Consider the following 15,972-nt stretch of genomic DNA (forward strand, 5'->3'; position numbering starts at 1 on the left):
GATGAGCGGCCAGCGCGATCTGCCCATCCGCGAGCGCCTGGCCTCCTGGGTCGATCACCTGGCGCATGTCCTGCCGGCGCAGGCGCCTATCCGCGATTTCGTTCATCACAATACCCTGCACGGCTTCCAGCACCTGCCGTTTGACGAAGCCCTGGCCGCTGCCCATCGCTTGACCGGAGCGCATACCTACTGGCCGGAAGGCCGTTTTCGCGCGTGCTTTGACCATGGGCGGGTGACGCGGGCCGATTTGTCGGCGGCGCTCGACGACGCGGGAGTGGCCGATCTGGAGTCCACCATCGTTCGCGGCCTGACCCGGCGGGATGTTCTGCTGGCCGCCCTGCTGGCCGGGGAGGAGGTTGCCGGGGAGCAGCGCATCGCCTGGTTGCGGCGCGAAGGGCGGCTCGATGACGACCGTTTGTTCCGGCATTGCGAGTCGGCGGTGGCATCGTTGCCGGTGGCGGACGAGCCTGGCGCGTGGGAGGGGCTCTGCGCCGAAGTCGGCGAGACCCGGACATGGCGCGCCGTGCTGGCCGAGGTGAGCGGCGAGGATGTGCTGGAACGGATACGGAGCATCCTGCAACGCCACCTCGCGGCACACCTCGATCTCGGCGTTGCCGCCTGGCGCAATCCGGCACGGGAGAAGGGGTTCTTTGCCGCCTGGCGGGCCAGCGCCGGTTTCGATCTCGCCTGGGAGTTGGACGAATTGCCCAATGTTCGCGACGAGATACTGCATTTGCCGGACGACCCGCTGGATGTCCTGCTCGACGAGTTGCCGCGCCTGCTGCCGGATGAAACCCGCTGGCATGGCTACCTGGAGCGCCTCAGCCTCGAATTGCCCGGCTGGTCGGGGATGTTCCTGTGGCGCGACCGCAATCCGGCACACGGTGACGGCACGCCGGTCGCCATGCTCGACTACCTGACCGTGCGCGTTCTCCTCGAGCGCCTGCTGACCGAGGATCTGGTGCGCCGGTTGGTTGGCTGGCCAATGGGCGTGGCCGAGCTGCCTGCGCATTTCATGGCCCGCCCGGACGAACTGCTCGTACGTCGGGCGGCACGCGAGGTGCATTTGCCGGAGGATCTGCTCGGTCAGGCGGCAAGCCTGGTCGAGCAGGCCCGGGTCGGTCATGTCGATGATTCGGCCTGGCAAGCGCTGGCCGAACGCCTGCGGCCGGCGCTGCGGCGTGTGCAGGCGAACGGGGCAGCCTGGCGCTTGTTGGCGCTGGCGCGTCAGCTGGGCCTGACGCCCGACGATGTCGATGCCCTGGGCGCGCAAGGCGTCGACGACCTGCTCGCCTGCTCGGCCAGCCTGAATTCGCTGCAGCGCGGTCAGGTCTGGCTGCTTGCCTACGAAGGGCATTATCGCGAGCAACTATTCTCGGCGCTGGCGGCCAATCATCCGCGCCGCCTTTCGCCGGCCGGGCCGTCGGCCCAGGTGGTGATGTGCATGGACGATCGCGAGGAAGGCACGCGGCGCCACCTCGAGGAGGTCGCGCCCGATGTCGAGACCTTCGGGGCGGCGGGCTTCTTTGGCGTGCCGATGTATTGGCAGGGACTGGACGATGCCGGCAGGACCGCCCTGTGTCCGGTCGTCGTCCAGCCGCAGCACCTGATCCGCGAGTTGCCGGCGCACGGCGCCGAGGGGCTGGCCGGGCGACACGCGGCGCGTCGGGCGCTGCGCCTGCGCTGGCGCGAACGCTTCTATCAGGCGACCCGGCGACGGGCGCTGGGCGGCCCGTTGCTGGCCGCAGCGGGCAGCCTGCCGGCGCTGGCCGCGCTGACGGCGGCGACACTCGTGCCCGGCTGGTTTGCCGAAACCCGCCAGCGCTGGCGGGAAAGATTCGAGGGTCGGGTGCCCACCCGCTTGGCCTTGACCGCCGAACGGGCCGATCCGGCGACGCCGGAACAGCCCCGCTCGGGATGGAGCGACGAGGAGCAGGTCGACCGGGTGGCGGCCTTCCTGCGCATGATCGGCCTGACCCGCGATGTCGCGCCGCTGGTCGTGATATTCGGGCATGGCTCGAGCAGTCAGAACAACCCGCATCTGTCGGCCTACGATTGCGGCGCCTGTTCCGGCAGGCATGGCGGGCCCAATGCGCGCGTCTTCGCCGCGCTGGCCAACCGGCCGGAAGTGCGTGCCGGTTTGGCACGGCACGGGCTGCAGGTCGGCGACGGCAGCTGGTTCGTCGCGGCCGAGCACAACACCTGCGACGACACGGTGGCGTGGTATGACCTCGAGGCAGTGCCCACCCGTTTTCAGGCGGGGCTCGACCGGCTGCTCGCGCAGGTCGGCGAAGCGTGCCGGGCGCATGCCGCCGAACGCTGCCGCCGTCTGGCGTCGGCGCCGCCCCGACCGACACCGTGGCAGGCGCGCCGGCACATGCTCGGCCGCGCCAACGACATCTCGCAGGCCAGACCCGAACTGGGGCACGCGACGAACGCAGCGGCCTTCATCGGGCGGCGACAGATGAGCCGCGGGCTTTTCCTGGATCGCCGGGTCTTCCTCATTTCCTACGATCCGGCGGGCGACGATGCGCAGGGGCGGATCGTCGAAAGCATTCTCCTCGCGGCTGGTCCGGTCGGGGCGGGGATTGCGCTGGAGTATTACTTTTCGTCGGTCGACAACGAGCGTTTCGGTTGCGGTTCGAAGGTGACGCACAACCTGACCGGCCTGTTCGGCGTGATGGAGGGGGCGGATTCCGACCTGCGCACGGGCCTGCCCTGGCAGATGGTGGAAATCCACGAACCGATGCGTCTGCTGGTGGTGGTGGAACAGAGCACGGCAGTGCTGACGGCGATTCTCCGGCGTCAGCCGCCCTTGCAGGAACTGATCGATAACGCCTGGATCACGCTGGCTGCCAAGGAACCGGACAGCGGGGCGATGGCGCGATATTGCCCGCGTCGCGGCTGGCTGCCCTGGTCGGGTTCTGCCGTGTTGCCGCAGGTGGCACGTTCGGCGGACTGGTTTGCCGGGGAGTCGGAAGCGCTGGCACCGGCGGTCATTCTGGGCGGGGGGGAATGATGGCCTTCGCGCGCTCGCTGGCCGACTGGATCTGGCTTGTCCCGGTCATGCCGTTGTTTGCCGTCGTTGTCACCGGCGCCCGCGTGCTGCTCGGGCGGGCTCACGGCGACGCCGCCGAGCCGCTGACGGCGCGCCTGACATCGCTGGCTGCCTTCGGCGGGCTGGCATTGATGCTCGCCATCGACGCGCTGGCGCTGGTGCACGGGGCGCCGGGGCATCGCCGGCTCGGCCACTGGTTCGGCAACGGTAACTGGGAGGCGACCTTCTCGTTCATGCTCGATCCGCTGTCGTTGACGCTGGGTACGCTGACCGCGCTGATCGGCTGGCTGGTCGTCCGTTTTTCGGCCAATTACCTGCATCGCGAGGCCGGCTTCCATCGCTTTTTCATCGCCCTGGGCTTCTTCCTGTCCGGCATCCAGTTCGTGTTGCTCGCCGGCAACGGCCTGCTCGCTTTCGTCGGCTGGGAGATGTGCGGCATATCGTCCTTCCTGCTTATCGGCTACGCCTGGCATCGCCCGGTGGCGACCGGCAACGCGCTGTTCGCCTTCGTCACCAATCGCGCCGGCGATGCCGGATTCCTGCTTGCCCTGGGCCTGGCCGCCGCCTGGCTGGGCGGCTTCGAGTGGACGGCATTGTCGCGGGCCAAGGAGATCAGCGTGGTCAATGACCGCCTGCTGGTCATCGGTTTCGTCATCGCCGCACTCGCCAAGTCGGCGCAACTGCCGTTCACCGCTTGGATCACCCGGGCGCTGGAAGGGCCGACGCCGTCGTCGGCCATTTTCTATGGCGCGGTGATGGTGCATGCCGGCGTGTACCTGCTGCTGCGCCTGGAGCCGCTGCTCGTCCAGGTGCCGGACGTCATGTTCGGCCTGGTCGTTGCCGGCCTGCTGACGGCCGCTTACGCCTGGCTGTGCGGGCTGGTACAGACCGACGTCAAGTCGGCCCTGATTTTCGGCGTCGTCTTCCAGGTGGCGCTGATGTTCGTCGCCATCGGCCTCGGCTGGACGACGCTGGCCTTGGTCCATCTGTGCCTGCATGCCGGCTGGCGGATCTGGCAATTCCTGCTCGCGCCGTCGTGGCTGTCGATCACCCGCGAGCGGCCGCCGCCACCGCCGGCCTGGCTGCGCAACAACCAGTTGCTGTACACCGTCGCCCTGCAGCGTTTCTGGCTGGACAAGCTGGCGCAGACCTTGCTCGTCGAGCCGACCCAGTCCTTCTCGCGCGACGTGCGCGGGCTGGAGGAGCATTTCATCGACCGTGCCATCGGTCAGCCCGGGCGCGGCCAGGCGCTGCATCACGACCGTCCCCTGGTCCGCGTCGACGGGTTGCCCGGCCGCCTCCTGGCGTCGCTTTCCGACAGCTTGCAGCACATCGAGTACCGCCTGCTGCTGCGCGGCAAGGGCGGCACCGCCGAAAAGCTGCTGCAGCGTGCCGGCGCCTATCTGCGGACCCTGGAAGGCCTGCTTGAACAGCCGCGCTATCTGATGATGGCGGTGATGGCGACTTTCGTGGTGATCCTATGACCGGCACGGTTTTCGGCGGCTTTACGGAAATCCTCTGGCAGCGGCAGGCCACGCTGCCGCTGCTCCTGTTGCTGCAGGTTCTGCCGCTGCTCGGTGCGGCGCTGATCTTCGCCTTCAAGGAGCGGACGACCGCCGTCGTGCTCGGCAAGGCGTTCGCGCTGGGCGAACTGCTGCTTGCCATCGTTGCCGTCGTTCATCTTGATCCGACCTTGCCGGCCCTGCAGTTGGCCGAGCGCTTCGCGCCGCTGGCCTACCATGTCGCGGTCGATGGCCTGAGCATGGTCTTCATCCTGTCGGCGGCGCTGCTGACCTTCCTGATGACCCTGTACGGCATGAGCCGCGGCATGATTTCGCCGGGCCGCCTGTTCGCTGTGCTGCTCATTGCCGAGGCCGGGCTGGTCGGCATGCTGGTCACCGTCAATGTCGCCTGGTTTGCCGGTTTTTCCGGGCTGGAGCTGTGGGCGGTGGTGTACCTGCTGCGCCGCTGGGCATCGTCGCGCGCCGAAATCCAGGCGCTGGCCCGTTTTGTCCAGTACCAGGGCTTCGGCTGGCTGCTGTTTGCCGCCGGTTGCCTGGTGCTCGGCTGGGGGCATGCCGAGATGACCGGCGGGCGGTGGAGCTTCGACCTGTTCGACCTGGTCGGCACCATCCCGGTCGGCAAATTCCAGACGGCGGCCTTCTACCTGCTGTTCTACGGACTGGCCGTGCGCACGCCGCTGTTTCCGCTGCACGGCTGGCTGCCCAACATGGCGCAGCACGGGCTGATCGCCGTCGCGCCGGCCCTGATGGTCGGCGTCAAGGTCGGCATCTACGGCATGCTGCGCTTCGTGCTGCCGCTGACGCCGGCGGCGGTGCAGACTTGGCAGCCCTACGTCGTCGGCTTCGCCATGGCCGGCGTATTCTTCACGGCGGCACTCGCCTTCCAGCAGACCAACCTGCGCCGCCTGCTCGCCTTCGCCGTGGTCAGCCATACCAGCCTGCTGGTCATCGGCCTGTTCAGTCTGCACGAGGCGGGCATTCAGGGGGCGGTGTTGCTGGCCGCCAACTTCGGGCTGGCGGTGACCGGCATGTGGTTCATCGTCGGCTTCGTTTTCCGGCGCACCGGGACGACCGAACTGCATGAACTGTCCGGCCTGTTCGAGCGCATCCCTTTCCTCGCCGTCGCCTTCCTGGCCTTCGGCCTGGCCATCGTCGGCATGCCGGGAACGCCGGGGTTCGACGCCGCCCACCTGATACTGGAAGCCTCCATCGACCAGTTCGGCGCCCTGTCCACCGTCGCCACCGCGCTCGGCAACGTCGCTGCGGCCGGCTTCCTGTTGTGGGCTTTCCAGCGTGCCTTCCTGTCGCAGGCGAAAGCCGGCGGCCACGATGTCGATCGCACGCTGCCCATGGAATACGTGGTCGGCGGCATCGCGCTGGCCGCCATGCTGGCCATCGGCTTCTTCACCGAACCCTGGCTGTTCCTGACCGAAACGGCAAGCCAGGCAGCGGCCGCGAGGTTTGTGCGATGACCTTGCCGCTGCTCTCCCTGCTCATTTTCCAGCCGCTGCTGGCGGCCGCCCTGCTGTGGCTGCTGCCGGCCCGCCGGGCGCGTCAGATGGCGGCATCGAGCATGCTCGTTTCGCTGGCGTTGGGCGTCGCCGCGCTGGTCGCCTACGATCCGGCCGGGGTGCGCTTCCAGCTGATCGAGTCGGTTGCCTGGATCGCCAGCCTGAACGTGCACTATCGGGTCGGCGTTGACGGCCTGTCCATCCTCTTCCTGCCGGCGACAGCCCTGCTTTTCCTCGGTTCGCTGGTTGCTTGCTGGGCCGCCGTATCGGATGCGCCGCGGTTTCATTTCAGCCTCTTGCTGCTCCTGCAGGCGGCGACCTTCGGTATCTTCTGCGCGCTCGACACGGTCCTGTTCTTCGTCTTTTGGGAAGCGACCCTGGTGCCGTTGTATTTCCTGCTCGGACGGTGGGGTGTCACGGCGGGCGCCGCCGCGGTGGCAACGCGCTATTTCCTGATCATGCTGGCCGGCGGCATTCCCCTGCTGCTCGCCTTCGTCATCCTGGCCGCCAGCCAGGCGGTGCCTACCTTCGACCTGACCGCACTGCTCGCCGTGCCCCTGTCACGGGGAACGCAGACGGCGGTGTTCCTGCTCTGCCTGGTCGGTTTCGGGGTCAAGGTGCCGCTGGTGCCGCTGCATACCTGGCTGCCGCAGTTCGCGCTGGCCGCACCCGGCTCCCTGACGGCACTGCTGGTCGGTCTCAAGCTCGGTGCTTTCGGCCTGATCCGCTTTGCCGTACCGCTGGCGCCCGATGCCGCGCTCGACCTGCACTGGCTGCTGGCCGGCCTCGGTACCGTGGCCATCCTGTACGGTGCGGTCGGCATGCTGGCGCAGACCAACATGCGGGTCAGCCTGGCCTACGCCAGCATCTGCCACGTTGGTTTGGCTGTGCTTGGCCTCGCTTCCTATACGACGCAGGGTGCGCAGGGGGCGGTGTCGCTGCTGCTCAGCTTTTCGGTGGCGACCGGCGGGGCCTTCCTGCTCCTCGAGTTCCTGCGCCAGCGAACCGGCTCGACCGACGTCAACGCCTTGGGCGGCGCTGCCAAAACCATGCCGCTGCTTGCCACCGGCTTCCTGATCTGCGGCCTGGCCGGCGTCGGCATGCCGGGAACGAGCAGTTTCCCGGGCGAGTTCATGCTCATCATCGCCGCCTTGCAGAGCCACACCGGGGCCGGCATGGCCGCCCTGTTCGGACTGTCCATCGCTGCCGCCGGCTTCCTGGCGCTTTACCGCAAGGCTTTCTTCGGACCGGTGGACAGGGTGGAGGTAGCCCAGGCCAGCGACCTGCGGCCGCGTGAGTGGGCGGTGCTGGTGGCGCTGATTGTCATGATCATCTGCATCGGCATCTATCCCGGACCGTGGATAGAGATCGTCCGACCGGCCGCCGAGGCCTGGGCGGCCGGCTTGAATCGTTGAACGGCGGCTGATGGTGAGCTATCCTTCAGCCCATTAGGCCCAGATGAATGCCATGATTGTCAGCCAGCAGTGGGTTCCTGCCCGTGAGCCCGACCTAGATGTTCTGTTGCGCGCGTGGAAGCTGCGCTGGCCTGGAGCGGGCATCCTGGCTTTGCTGCCGGAGGCCGAGAAGGATATCGTTCCGCTGCTGCAGGCGCGTTGCCGGGGTTTGTCGATGCCGCTCATCGGTGCCCTCTTTCCGGCCCTGGTGGCGAACGACGGCTTTCATACGGATGGACTCTGGTTGGTCTGTTTCGACAGCATGCCCACGCATTTCCTGGTCCCCGACCTGGCCTCTGGCGATGTACAGCCGCTGGCGCGTGCCATCCGGCAGGCGCTGCCCGGCGGTAGGGCGCCTATTTTGTTCATGCTGTTCGACAGCATGCTGCCGAATGTCTCCTCCTTGCTGTACGGTCTGTACGAGGAACTGGGCAAGGGTGTTTGCTATGCGGGCGTGTGCGCCGGTAGCGAAAGCTTTCAGCCGATGCCCTGCCTGTTCGATGGCGAAAGCCTGATCGGCGGCGGCGTGCTGGCCATGCTGCTCGGCGACGAAGTCGGGACGTTGGCGCTGCGCCACGATTACCCGGTATCCGAGACGTTGATGAGAGCAACCTCCAGCCAGGGCAATCGTGTCGAGCATATCGACGGTCGTCCCGCTTTTGCCGTCTATCAGGAGGTCATTCGTCGCGAGTTCGGCATCGATCTGACCCACGACAATTTCTACGACTATGCCGTGCATTTCCCGTTCGGCCTGATCACGGCGGTGGATGTGCTGGTCCGTATTCCCGTCGCTTTCGACGAGGCGGGAAGCTTGTGGTGCGTCGGCGAGGTGCCGCCCAACTCGTTGCTGCGGCTGCTCAAGGCGCCTCCTGCCGAGAACAGCCGTTGCATCGCCAGCCTGGCGGCAACGCTGGAGGCGGGCCAGGATGCGGTCCAGGGGCACCCCGTGCTGACCTTCTATTGCGCCGGACGCCGGATGCATCTGGGGGCAGCGGCTGTCAGCGAGGTTGATCAGCTCGTTCGCGCCACCGGTGCTTCATCATTGGTCGGCGCCTTGTCACTGGGCGAGATTGACCAGGAGAGTGACCTTCACATACCGCGCTTCCACAACGCGGCAATCGTTTGCCTGAGCCTGCCGGCCGAAGCCGGCAAGTGAGGGGAAGGGCCGGTCAGGCCTTCTTGACGAATTCCGACTTCAGCTGCATGGCGCCGATACCGTCGATCTTGCAATCAATGTCGTGATCGCCTTCGATCAGGCGGATATTCTTGACCTTGGTGCCGACCTTGACGACCGACGAGCTGCCCTTGATCTTCAGGTCTTTGATCACGGTGACCGAATCGCCGTCCTGCAGCACGTTGCCGTTGGCGTCCTTCCAGACGCGCTGTTCCTCGACGGCTTCGGCGGCTTTTTGCGGCCATTCATGGGCACATTCGGGGCAGACGAAGTTGTCGCCGTCCTCGTAGGTGTATTCGGAGTTGCATTGCGGGCATTGGGGCAGGGCGCTCATGGGGTTTCCTTGTCAGTAGTCTTCTTCGTCGCCGCCCATCAGGTTGGGCAGCAGGATATAGGCGCGTTGCAGCGCATGGCTCAGGTCCGGGCAAACGTTGTCGTCACCGAGATGGTCGATGAAGCCGGAGCGGTAGAGCAGCGAGCCGGGCTGTGAGTTGAGTCCGCAAACGAGCAAGGTGCAACCGCGTTTCTTCAATTTGTCGAGCAGATTCTCCAGGCCTTCGAGGCCCGTCGTGTCGAGCTGGATGAGCTGGGTCATGTCCAGGATGACCACTTCTGGGTGGCCGGCGGCCGGGTCGAGCAGGGCCTCCAGCTTGTTGACCGCACCGAAGAACAGCGAGCCGAACAACTGCCAGGCGGTGACCCGCATGCTGCCGTCCGGGTACAGGAAGCGCGGTTCGGAGGCTTCCTCGCGCAACGGGCGGCGCTCGATGCGGGTCAGTTCCGACATGCGGTAGATGAAGAACAGGCTCGCCAGTACCATGCCCAGTTCGACGGCGATGGTCAGGTCGAACAGTACGGTGACGAAGAAGGTGACGAGCAGGATGATCCGGTAGTTGTACGAATAGCGTTTCAGTTCGACGAATTCGTGCCACTCGCCCATGTTGATGGCGACGACCATGACGATGGCCGACAGCGTGGCGAGCGGCACGTAGGCGGCAAGCGGCGCGGCGAGCAGGACGATGGCGAGCAGCACGGCGGCGTGGATGATGCCGGCAATCGGCGTCCGCCCGCCGGTCCTGACGTTGGTGGTGGTGCGGGCGATGGCGCCGGTGGCGGCAAAGCCGCCGAAAAGCGGGGCAGCGATGTTGGCCAGCCCTTGGGCGACCAGCTCCTGATTGGGATCGTGGCGGTCGTCGATCTGGCTGTCGGCGACGCGGGCCGAGAGCAGCGATTCGATGGCGCCGAGCAGGGCGATGGTGATGGCCGGCGAGATCAGCTTGCCGAAATCGTGGATGGATAGCGCGGGCAACCCGAAACCGGGCAATTCCTGCGGAATGCCGTTGAAGCGGCTGCCGATGGTTTCCACCGGCAGGTCGAACAGGAAGGAAACCAGCGTGCCGACGACGAGCACGGCGAGCGGCCCCGGCGCCCGGCGCAGCACGGCGATACGTTGCGCCAGCCAGTTATAGGAAAGCAGGAAGGCGAAGCAGGCCGAGGCCAGGCCGAGCGTCGGCAGATCGACCGTGTCGGCGTAGGCGGCCAGGGTCTTGATGCGCAGGAAGAATTCGGCCGGCAGACTGTCGATTTTCAGGCCGAAGAAATCCTTGATCTGGGCGAGGAAGATGACCACGGCGATGCCGTTGGTGAAGCCGATGACGACGGTGACCGGGATGAAGCGGATGAGCTGCCCCATACGCGCCAGTCCCATGGCGAGCAGGAAGACGCCGGCCAGCATGGTGGCACCGAGCAGGTTGCCGAAACCGTGCACGGCGACGATGCCATAAACGATGGGGATGAAGGCGCCGGTCGGGCCGCCGATCTGTACACGCGAACCGCCGAATGCCGAGGTTACGAAGCCGGCGACGATGGCTGTCCAGATGCCGGCTGTCGGCGAGCAGCCGGAGGCGATGGCGAAGGCCATGGCCAGCGGCAGGGCGAGGATGCCGACCGTGATCCCCGCAGCGAGATCCTTGCCCAGCTGCGCCCGGTTATAGCCGGGCAGGCAATCGAGGAGCTTGGGGCGAAAAGCGATTTTCATGGCACGCGCTCGAGGAGTAAGCGGTGCATTATATGAGCACTGTATTAATCGTCAATGTTAATCATATGTTAACATGGGGCGATATAAATCCGACAAGAGCAATGCATCATGGAGAACCGCACGGCCCGTCTGACCCTGTTGATCGATCCGCGCAAGAAGAAGCTGTTCGAGGAAATCTGCAGCGAGCACGACCTGACGTCATCGCAGGTTGTACGCCGCTTGATCCGGCAATACATCATCGACAACGCCGGCAGCCGCGAATTGCCCGATTGGCTGAAGCCGGGCAGCAAGGCCGAGTAGCCCGCGCCGCACGAAGGGCGCTATTGTGCTTCGTCCTTGGGGCGCACCTTGTCAGGGTGTTGGACGGCGATATAGGCGTCGTAGCGCGCCTGCAGCTCGGGCGCCTGCTTGGCGATTTCGCGCAGAATGCGGGCGACCGCCCAGATCATGACCGCAGCACCGCCAGCGGTGCAGGCCACCGCTTCCGCCAGCGATGTCGGGAAGTTGGAGAGAATGGCTGGCTTGCCAGCGGCAAACCAGCTGGCACCGATGCCGACGCACGACAGGCCGAAGACATCGACCAAGGCGTAGGCCAGAATGGGGCCGGTCAGACGGGGGCGGGGCGGGCGTGTCACGTTGTTGAGCATGGCGGGTGCTTTCTATATGACAAAAAAACCTTCAGAGGGCTTGACAGGCGATGAGGAAGGTGTGAGTTATGCACAGAATTGAAGTTGTCTGGTTCGACTTGACAATTCGATGATGTTGAATTTGTTGTTTTGCTGTTGTGTGCCGCTAATTTATTTTAAATCAATAGCTTATAGCCAAGCTCAACTTTCAGGCAAGGTAAGGAAAATCCTTGTGAAACGGTGACTTAGTGCTGCTCGCCCATATTCATTCACAGAGTTATCCACAGATTTTGTGGATAGTTTGAAAAGAGTAAATCCTGGGGATGGATTGGGCGCCTAAGTTAAAGTGATACTTGAAGTAAAAGGCGGGATTGTTGCGCTGCAGCAGGAATATGGCTCGGGTTCCCAAGCCACATTCCCGGGGCGCGATTATTTGACTCGCATGCCCGGCTGAGCGCCCGAATCGGGTGACAGCAGGAAGAGTCCCGGCGTTTTGCCGTCCGTGTCGGATGCCGCGAGAACCATGCCTTCCGACAGGCCGAACTTCATCTTGCGCGGTGCCAGGTTGGCGACCATGACGGTCAAGCGACCAATCAACTGCGCCGGGTCGTAAGCGGCCTTGATGCCGGCGAAGACGTTGCGCGTCTTTTCCTCGCCAACATCCAGAGTCAGGCGCACGAGCTTGTCGGCGCCTTCGACGTGTTCGGCGTTGGCGATGCGGGCGATGCGCAGGTCGACTTTCATGAAGTCGTCGATGCCGCACAGCCCTTCGGCAACCGGGGCGGGGGGCGCTTTGCCATCCTTGGCCTTGGCCGCTTCCTTCTGCTGGTGTTCGCCGTGGCGCTGCTGGGATTGCTGTTCTGGTGCCGGGGCCAGCGATTCCTTGTTGGCCTCGACCAGCTTCTCGATCAGTTTCGGATCGACGCGCGTCATCAGGTGTTCGTAGGCGTTGATGGTGTGACCGGCGGCGAGCAGGCTTTGGACGTCATTCCAGGCCAGCGGGGCGATGTTCATGAACTGCTCGACCTTGCCGGCGACCACCGGAAGGATGGGCTTCAACAGCACGGTAAGCAGGCGGAACAGATTCAGCGCATTGGTGCACGCGGCATGCAGTTCGACTTCCTTGCCTTCCTGCTTGGCCAGCTCCCACGGCTTGACGCTGTCGACGTACTGGTTGGCGGCGTCGGTCAGGGCCATGATCTCGCGCATGGCCTTGCCGAACTCGCGGGCTTCGTACAGTTCGGCGATGCGCGGCGCGGCTTCCTGGATGGCCTTGATGGCCGGCAAGTCGGCGGCGGCCGGCGCCAGCTGGCCGTTGAAGCGCTTGGCGATGAAGCCGGCCGAGCGGCTGGCGATATTGACGTATTTGCCGACGAGGTCGGAATTGACGCGGGCGCAGAAGTCCTCGAGGTTGAGGTCGATGTCTTCCATCGTGGCGGACAGCTTGGCGGCATAGTAATAGCGCAGCCATTCCGGGTTGAGGCCGGTTTTCAGGAAGCTCTCGGCGGTGATGAAGGTGCCGCGCGACTTGGACATCTTGGCGCCATCGACGGTCAGGAAACCGTGCGCGAAAATCTTCGTCGGCGTGCGGAAGCCGGCGTGTTGCAGTTCGGCCGGCCAGAACAGGGCGTGGAAGTAGAGGATGTCCTTGCCGATGAAGTGGTACAGCTCGGTCTGCGAATCCGGCTTGAAGTATTCGTTGAAATCGAGTCCCTTTTGGGCACACAGGTTCTTGAACGAACCCATGTAGCCAATCGGTGCGTCGAGCCAGACGTAGAAATACTTGCCCGGTGCGTCGGGAATCTCGAAACCGAAATAGGGGGCGTCGCGCGAGATGTCCCAGTCGGTCAGCTTGTTGTCGCCCGGCGCGCCCAGCCATTCCTGCATCTTGTTGGCGGCTTCGTTCTGCAGCACGCCGCTGGCGGTGTATTGGCGGAGGAAAGCTTCGCAGCGCGGATCGGACAGTTTGAAGAAATAGTGTTCCGAGTTGCGCAGTTCCGGCTTTGCGCCGGAAATAGCGGAGAACGGTTCGATCAGGTCGGTCGGTGCGTAGGCGGCGCCACACACCTCGCAGTTGTCGCCGTACTGCTCCTTGGCGTGGCATTTCGGGCACTCGCCTTTGATGAAGCGGTCGGGCAGGAACAGCTGCTTGACCGGGTCGAAATACTGCTCGATGGTGCGCACCTCGATCAGGCCGGCGTCGCGCAGCTTCAGGTAGATGTCGTTGGCGCAGGCGCGGGTTTCCGGCGAGTGGGTGCTGTAGTAGTTGTCGAAACCGACGTGAAATCCCGAGAAATCCCGGTAGTGCTCGCCATGGACACGTTCGATCAGTTGCTCCGGCGTGATGCCTTCCTTCTCCGCGCGCAGCATGATCGGCGTACCGTGCGTGTCGTCGGCGCAGACATACCAGCATTCGTTGCCGGCCATTTTCTGGTAGCGCACCCAGATGTCGGTCTGGATGTACTCAACCAGGTGGCCGAGGTGGATGGCGCCGTTGGCATAGGGCAGAGCGGAGGTGACAAGGATCTTGCGCGGCATGGGAGGCGAATCTTGAAAGATAAAGCGTGATTTTACCGCGATGAAGGGGGGCGCGTTGCGGCAAACGGTGTCGGGAGGTCCGGAGTATGCTTTGTGAAGAAAGGTAAACGAATGTGTACGTTTGGTGAAATTGATGTTGCTATCATTGCTGAAAGGCGATAGAGGGGGCAGAATCTGCCGCGGATTGGGGAGGGACTATGAATTTCGTAGTAGTTGAGGATAGCCGGAGTCAGGCAGAAGTATTGAAAGCCCTACTGAAGAGCGAGGGGCACCAGGTTGATGTGTTTGCTGATGGGGCTTCGTGTCTTGAAGCAATCAAGAGTCGCAGCTTCGATTTTTTCATCATCGACTGGAACCTGCCGGACATGGGGGGCGACGAAGTACTCAAGCGCGTGCGTGAACAATGTGGGTGGGATGTGCCGGTTGTCTTCTGTACCGGACGTACCGACGAGGAAGCGGCCGCCGACATTCTGCGCCTCGGTGCCGATGACTACATCCCGAAACCGATCCGCTACATGGAGTTCATGGCGCGTATCCACGCGCTCCTGCGACGCCGCAAGCCGCGCGTCAGCACCCTGAATTTCGGGGGCATCGAAATCGACCTCGACGGGCGCCGCATTCGCCTGTCCGGTGCCGAGGTCGAGTTGACCCAGCGCGAATTCGAGCTGGCCGTCATCCTGCTTCAGAACATCGGTCGCGTGCTGTCGCGGGATGAATTGCTGACCAGCGTCTGGGCGCGCGATGCCGGGGTCGATACCCGCACGGTCGACACCCACGCCAGCCGCCTGCGCAAGAAGCTGGGCCTGTCGGGCGAAAGCGGCCTGATGCTGTCCTCGGTGTATGGGCAGGGCTATCGTCTCGATACGGTGCAGGGAAGCTGATTCTCGCTCCGGGTTTCGGTTATACTAGACAAAATTGCTCGGGTATTTCCCGGCCGTCCACCCAACCCGGAGTTTCCATGAGTTTCACTGAACAGCACATCAAGGCTGCGCTTTCTGCTGCAGTCGATCCCAATACCGGCAAGGATTTCGTTGCCGGCAAGTCGGCAAAGAACATCAAGATCGATGGTGACGATGTCTCCTTCGATGTCGAGCTCGGCTACCCGGCCAAGACGCAGATCGATGCCATCCGCAAGCAGGTGATTGCTGCCGTGCGCGCCGTGCAGGGCGTCGGCAACGTCTCCGCCAACGTGTATACCAAGATCGTTGCGCATTCGGTGCAGATGGGCGTCAAGCTGATGCCGGGTGTCAAGAACATCATCGCCGTGGCCTCCGGCAAGGGTGGCGTCGGCAAGAGCACGACGGCGGTCAATCTGGCCCTGGCCCTGGCCCAGGAAGGCGCCAGCGTCGGCATCCTCGATGCCGACATCTACGGCCCGTCGCAGCCGCAAATGCTCGGCTTGGCCGGCCAGCAGCCGGAATCGAAGGATGGTCAGAGCATGGAGCCGCTGCAAGCCTACGGCGTGCAGGCGATGTCGATCGGTTTCATGGTCGATGTCGAAACACCCATGGTCTGGCGCGGCCCGATGGTCGCCCAGGCACTCGATCAGCTGCTCGGTCAGACCAACTGGCGCGACATCGACTATCTGATCGTCGACATGCCGCCGGGTACTGGCGACATCCAGCTGTCGCTGGCCCAGAAGGTGCCGGTGACCGGGGCTGTGATCGTCACCACGCCGCAGGACATCGCGCTGATCGACGCGCGCAAGGGCCTGAAGATGTTCGAGAAGGTGAATATCCCCATCCTCGGTATCGTCGAAAACATGAGCATCCATATCTGCTCGAACTGCGGCCACGAAGAACATATCTTCGGCACCGGCGGCGGCGAGAAAATGTGTGCCGACTACGACGTCGAGTTCCTGGGCCGTCTGCCGCTTGAATTGGCCATCCGCGAGATGGCCGACGGGGGCAAGCCGACCGTGGTCGGCGCCCCGGATTCGCGCACGGCGGAGATCTACCGCGGCATCGCCCGCCGCGTGGCGGTCAAGATCGGCGAGAAGGCGAAGGACATGACGTCGAAATTCCCGAATATCGTGGTTCAGAACACGTAA

12 protein-coding genes are annotated in these 15,972 nt (G+C 64.4%); 8 read left to right on the forward strand and 4 right to left on the reverse strand.

Annotated elements, in window-relative coordinates; genetic code table 11:
* Position 1 precedes the first annotated feature (1 nt).
* The 5 genes from F1002_RS01095 to F1002_RS01115 are packed head-to-tail and all read left to right on the forward strand — an operon-like array spanning position 2 to position 8,702.
* On the forward strand, positions 2–3,019 hold the full coding sequence (locus F1002_RS01095; RefSeq protein ID WP_150427185.1) for a DUF2309 domain-containing protein: 3,018 nt from the start codon (positions 2–4) through the stop codon (positions 3,017–3,019).
* A complete protein-coding gene (locus tag F1002_RS01100; RefSeq protein ID WP_150427186.1) occupies positions 3,016–4,542 on the forward strand; it encodes a proton-conducting transporter membrane subunit in 1,527 nt (508 codons plus the stop codon). Before F1002_RS01095 ends, F1002_RS01100 begins: the two co-directional genes overlap by 4 nt.
* Entirely contained in the window at positions 4,539–6,053 is a 1,515-nt protein-coding gene (locus F1002_RS01105; protein WP_150427187.1) for a NuoM family protein, read from the forward strand. The genes F1002_RS01100 and F1002_RS01105 overlap by 4 nt, the downstream gene beginning before the upstream one ends.
* Entirely contained in the window at positions 6,050–7,507 is a 1,458-nt protein-coding gene (locus F1002_RS01110) for a NuoM family protein (RefSeq protein WP_150427188.1), read from the forward strand. Before F1002_RS01105 ends, F1002_RS01110 begins: the two co-directional genes overlap by 4 nt.
* A gap of 43 nt (positions 7,508–7,550) precedes the next feature.
* Positions 7,551–8,702 (forward strand): FIST signal transduction protein, encoded by a 1,152-nt coding sequence (locus F1002_RS01115; protein WP_150427189.1) that lies wholly within the window; start codon positions 7,551–7,553, stop codon positions 8,700–8,702.
* Between the two features lie 13 nt (positions 8,703–8,715).
* Here F1002_RS01115 and F1002_RS01120 read toward each other — a convergent pair whose 3' ends face one another.
* On the reverse strand, positions 8,716–9,054 hold the full coding sequence (locus F1002_RS01120; RefSeq protein WP_150427190.1) for a zinc ribbon domain-containing protein YjdM: 339 nt from the start codon (positions 9,052–9,054) through the stop codon (positions 8,716–8,718).
* 12 nt (positions 9,055–9,066) lie between these two features.
* A complete protein-coding gene (locus tag F1002_RS01125; RefSeq protein ID WP_150427191.1) occupies positions 9,067–10,758 on the reverse strand; it encodes a SulP family inorganic anion transporter in 1,692 nt (563 codons plus the stop codon).
* A 108-nt stretch (positions 10,759–10,866) separates the two neighbouring features.
* On the opposite strand from F1002_RS01125, the gene F1002_RS01130 reads away from it, so the two are divergent.
* A complete protein-coding gene (locus F1002_RS01130; RefSeq protein WP_150427192.1) occupies positions 10,867–11,058 on the forward strand; it encodes a CopG family transcriptional regulator in 192 nt (63 codons plus the stop codon).
* 20 nt (positions 11,059–11,078) lie between these two features.
* Here the strand turns inward: F1002_RS01130 and F1002_RS01135 are convergent, their stop codons facing one another.
* On the reverse strand, positions 11,079–11,405 hold the full coding sequence (locus tag F1002_RS01135; protein ID WP_150427193.1) for a hypothetical protein: 327 nt from the start codon (positions 11,403–11,405) through the stop codon (positions 11,079–11,081).
* A gap of 408 nt (positions 11,406–11,813) precedes the next feature.
* A complete protein-coding gene (gene metG, locus F1002_RS01140; protein WP_150427194.1) occupies positions 11,814–13,922 on the reverse strand; it encodes a methionine--tRNA ligase in 2,109 nt (702 codons plus the stop codon).
* A 197-nt stretch (positions 13,923–14,119) separates the two neighbouring features.
* Here metG and F1002_RS01145 point away from each other — a divergent pair, with 197 nt between their 5' ends.
* Together F1002_RS01145 and apbC are read left to right on the forward strand one after the other, a co-directional pair.
* Positions 14,120–14,803, forward strand: a complete 684-nt coding sequence (locus F1002_RS01145; RefSeq protein WP_150427195.1) for a response regulator transcription factor — start codon at positions 14,120–14,122, stop codon at positions 14,801–14,803.
* A 77-nt stretch (positions 14,804–14,880) separates the two neighbouring features.
* A complete protein-coding gene (apbC, locus tag F1002_RS01150) occupies positions 14,881–15,972 on the forward strand; it encodes an iron-sulfur cluster carrier protein ApbC (protein ID WP_150427196.1) in 1,092 nt (363 codons plus the stop codon).

The organism is Dechloromonas sp. CZR5, assembly GCF_008711155.1.
Classification (GTDB): Bacteria; Pseudomonadota; Gammaproteobacteria; order Burkholderiales; family Rhodocyclaceae; genus Azonexus.

Bases quoted from the DNA above. Each gene is read 5' to 3' on its own strand.
- F1002_RS01130 (WP_150427192.1), top strand. From the start codon at position 10,867: ATGGAGAACCGCACGGCCCGTCTGACCCTGTTGATCGATCCGCGCAAG.
- apbC (WP_150427196.1), top strand. From the start codon at position 14,881: ATGAGTTTCACTGAACAGCACATCAAGGCTGCGCTTTCTGCTGCAGTC.
- F1002_RS01145 (WP_150427195.1), top strand. From the start codon at position 14,120: ATGAATTTCGTAGTAGTTGAGGATAGCCGGAGTCAGGCAGAAGTATTG.
- F1002_RS01110 (WP_150427188.1), top strand. From the start codon at position 6,050: ATGACCTTGCCGCTGCTCTCCCTGCTCATTTTCCAGCCGCTGCTGGCG.
- metG (WP_150427194.1), bottom strand. From the start codon at position 13,922: ATGCCGCGCAAGATCCTTGTCACCTCCGCTCTGCCCTATGCCAACGGC.
- F1002_RS01100 (WP_150427186.1), top strand. From the start codon at position 3,016: ATGATGGCCTTCGCGCGCTCGCTGGCCGACTGGATCTGGCTTGTCCCG.
- F1002_RS01125 (WP_150427191.1), bottom strand. From the start codon at position 10,758: ATGAAAATCGCTTTTCGCCCCAAGCTCCTCGATTGCCTGCCCGGCTAT.
- F1002_RS01135 (WP_150427193.1), bottom strand. From the start codon at position 11,405: ATGCTCAACAACGTGACACGCCCGCCCCGCCCCCGTCTGACCGGCCCC.
- F1002_RS01120 (WP_150427190.1), bottom strand. From the start codon at position 9,054: ATGAGCGCCCTGCCCCAATGCCCGCAATGCAACTCCGAATACACCTAC.
- F1002_RS01095 (WP_150427185.1), top strand. From the start codon at position 2: ATGAGCGGCCAGCGCGATCTGCCCATCCGCGAGCGCCTGGCCTCCTGG.
- F1002_RS01115 (WP_150427189.1), top strand. From the start codon at position 7,551: ATGAATGCCATGATTGTCAGCCAGCAGTGGGTTCCTGCCCGTGAGCCC.
- F1002_RS01105 (WP_150427187.1), top strand. From the start codon at position 4,539: ATGACCGGCACGGTTTTCGGCGGCTTTACGGAAATCCTCTGGCAGCGG.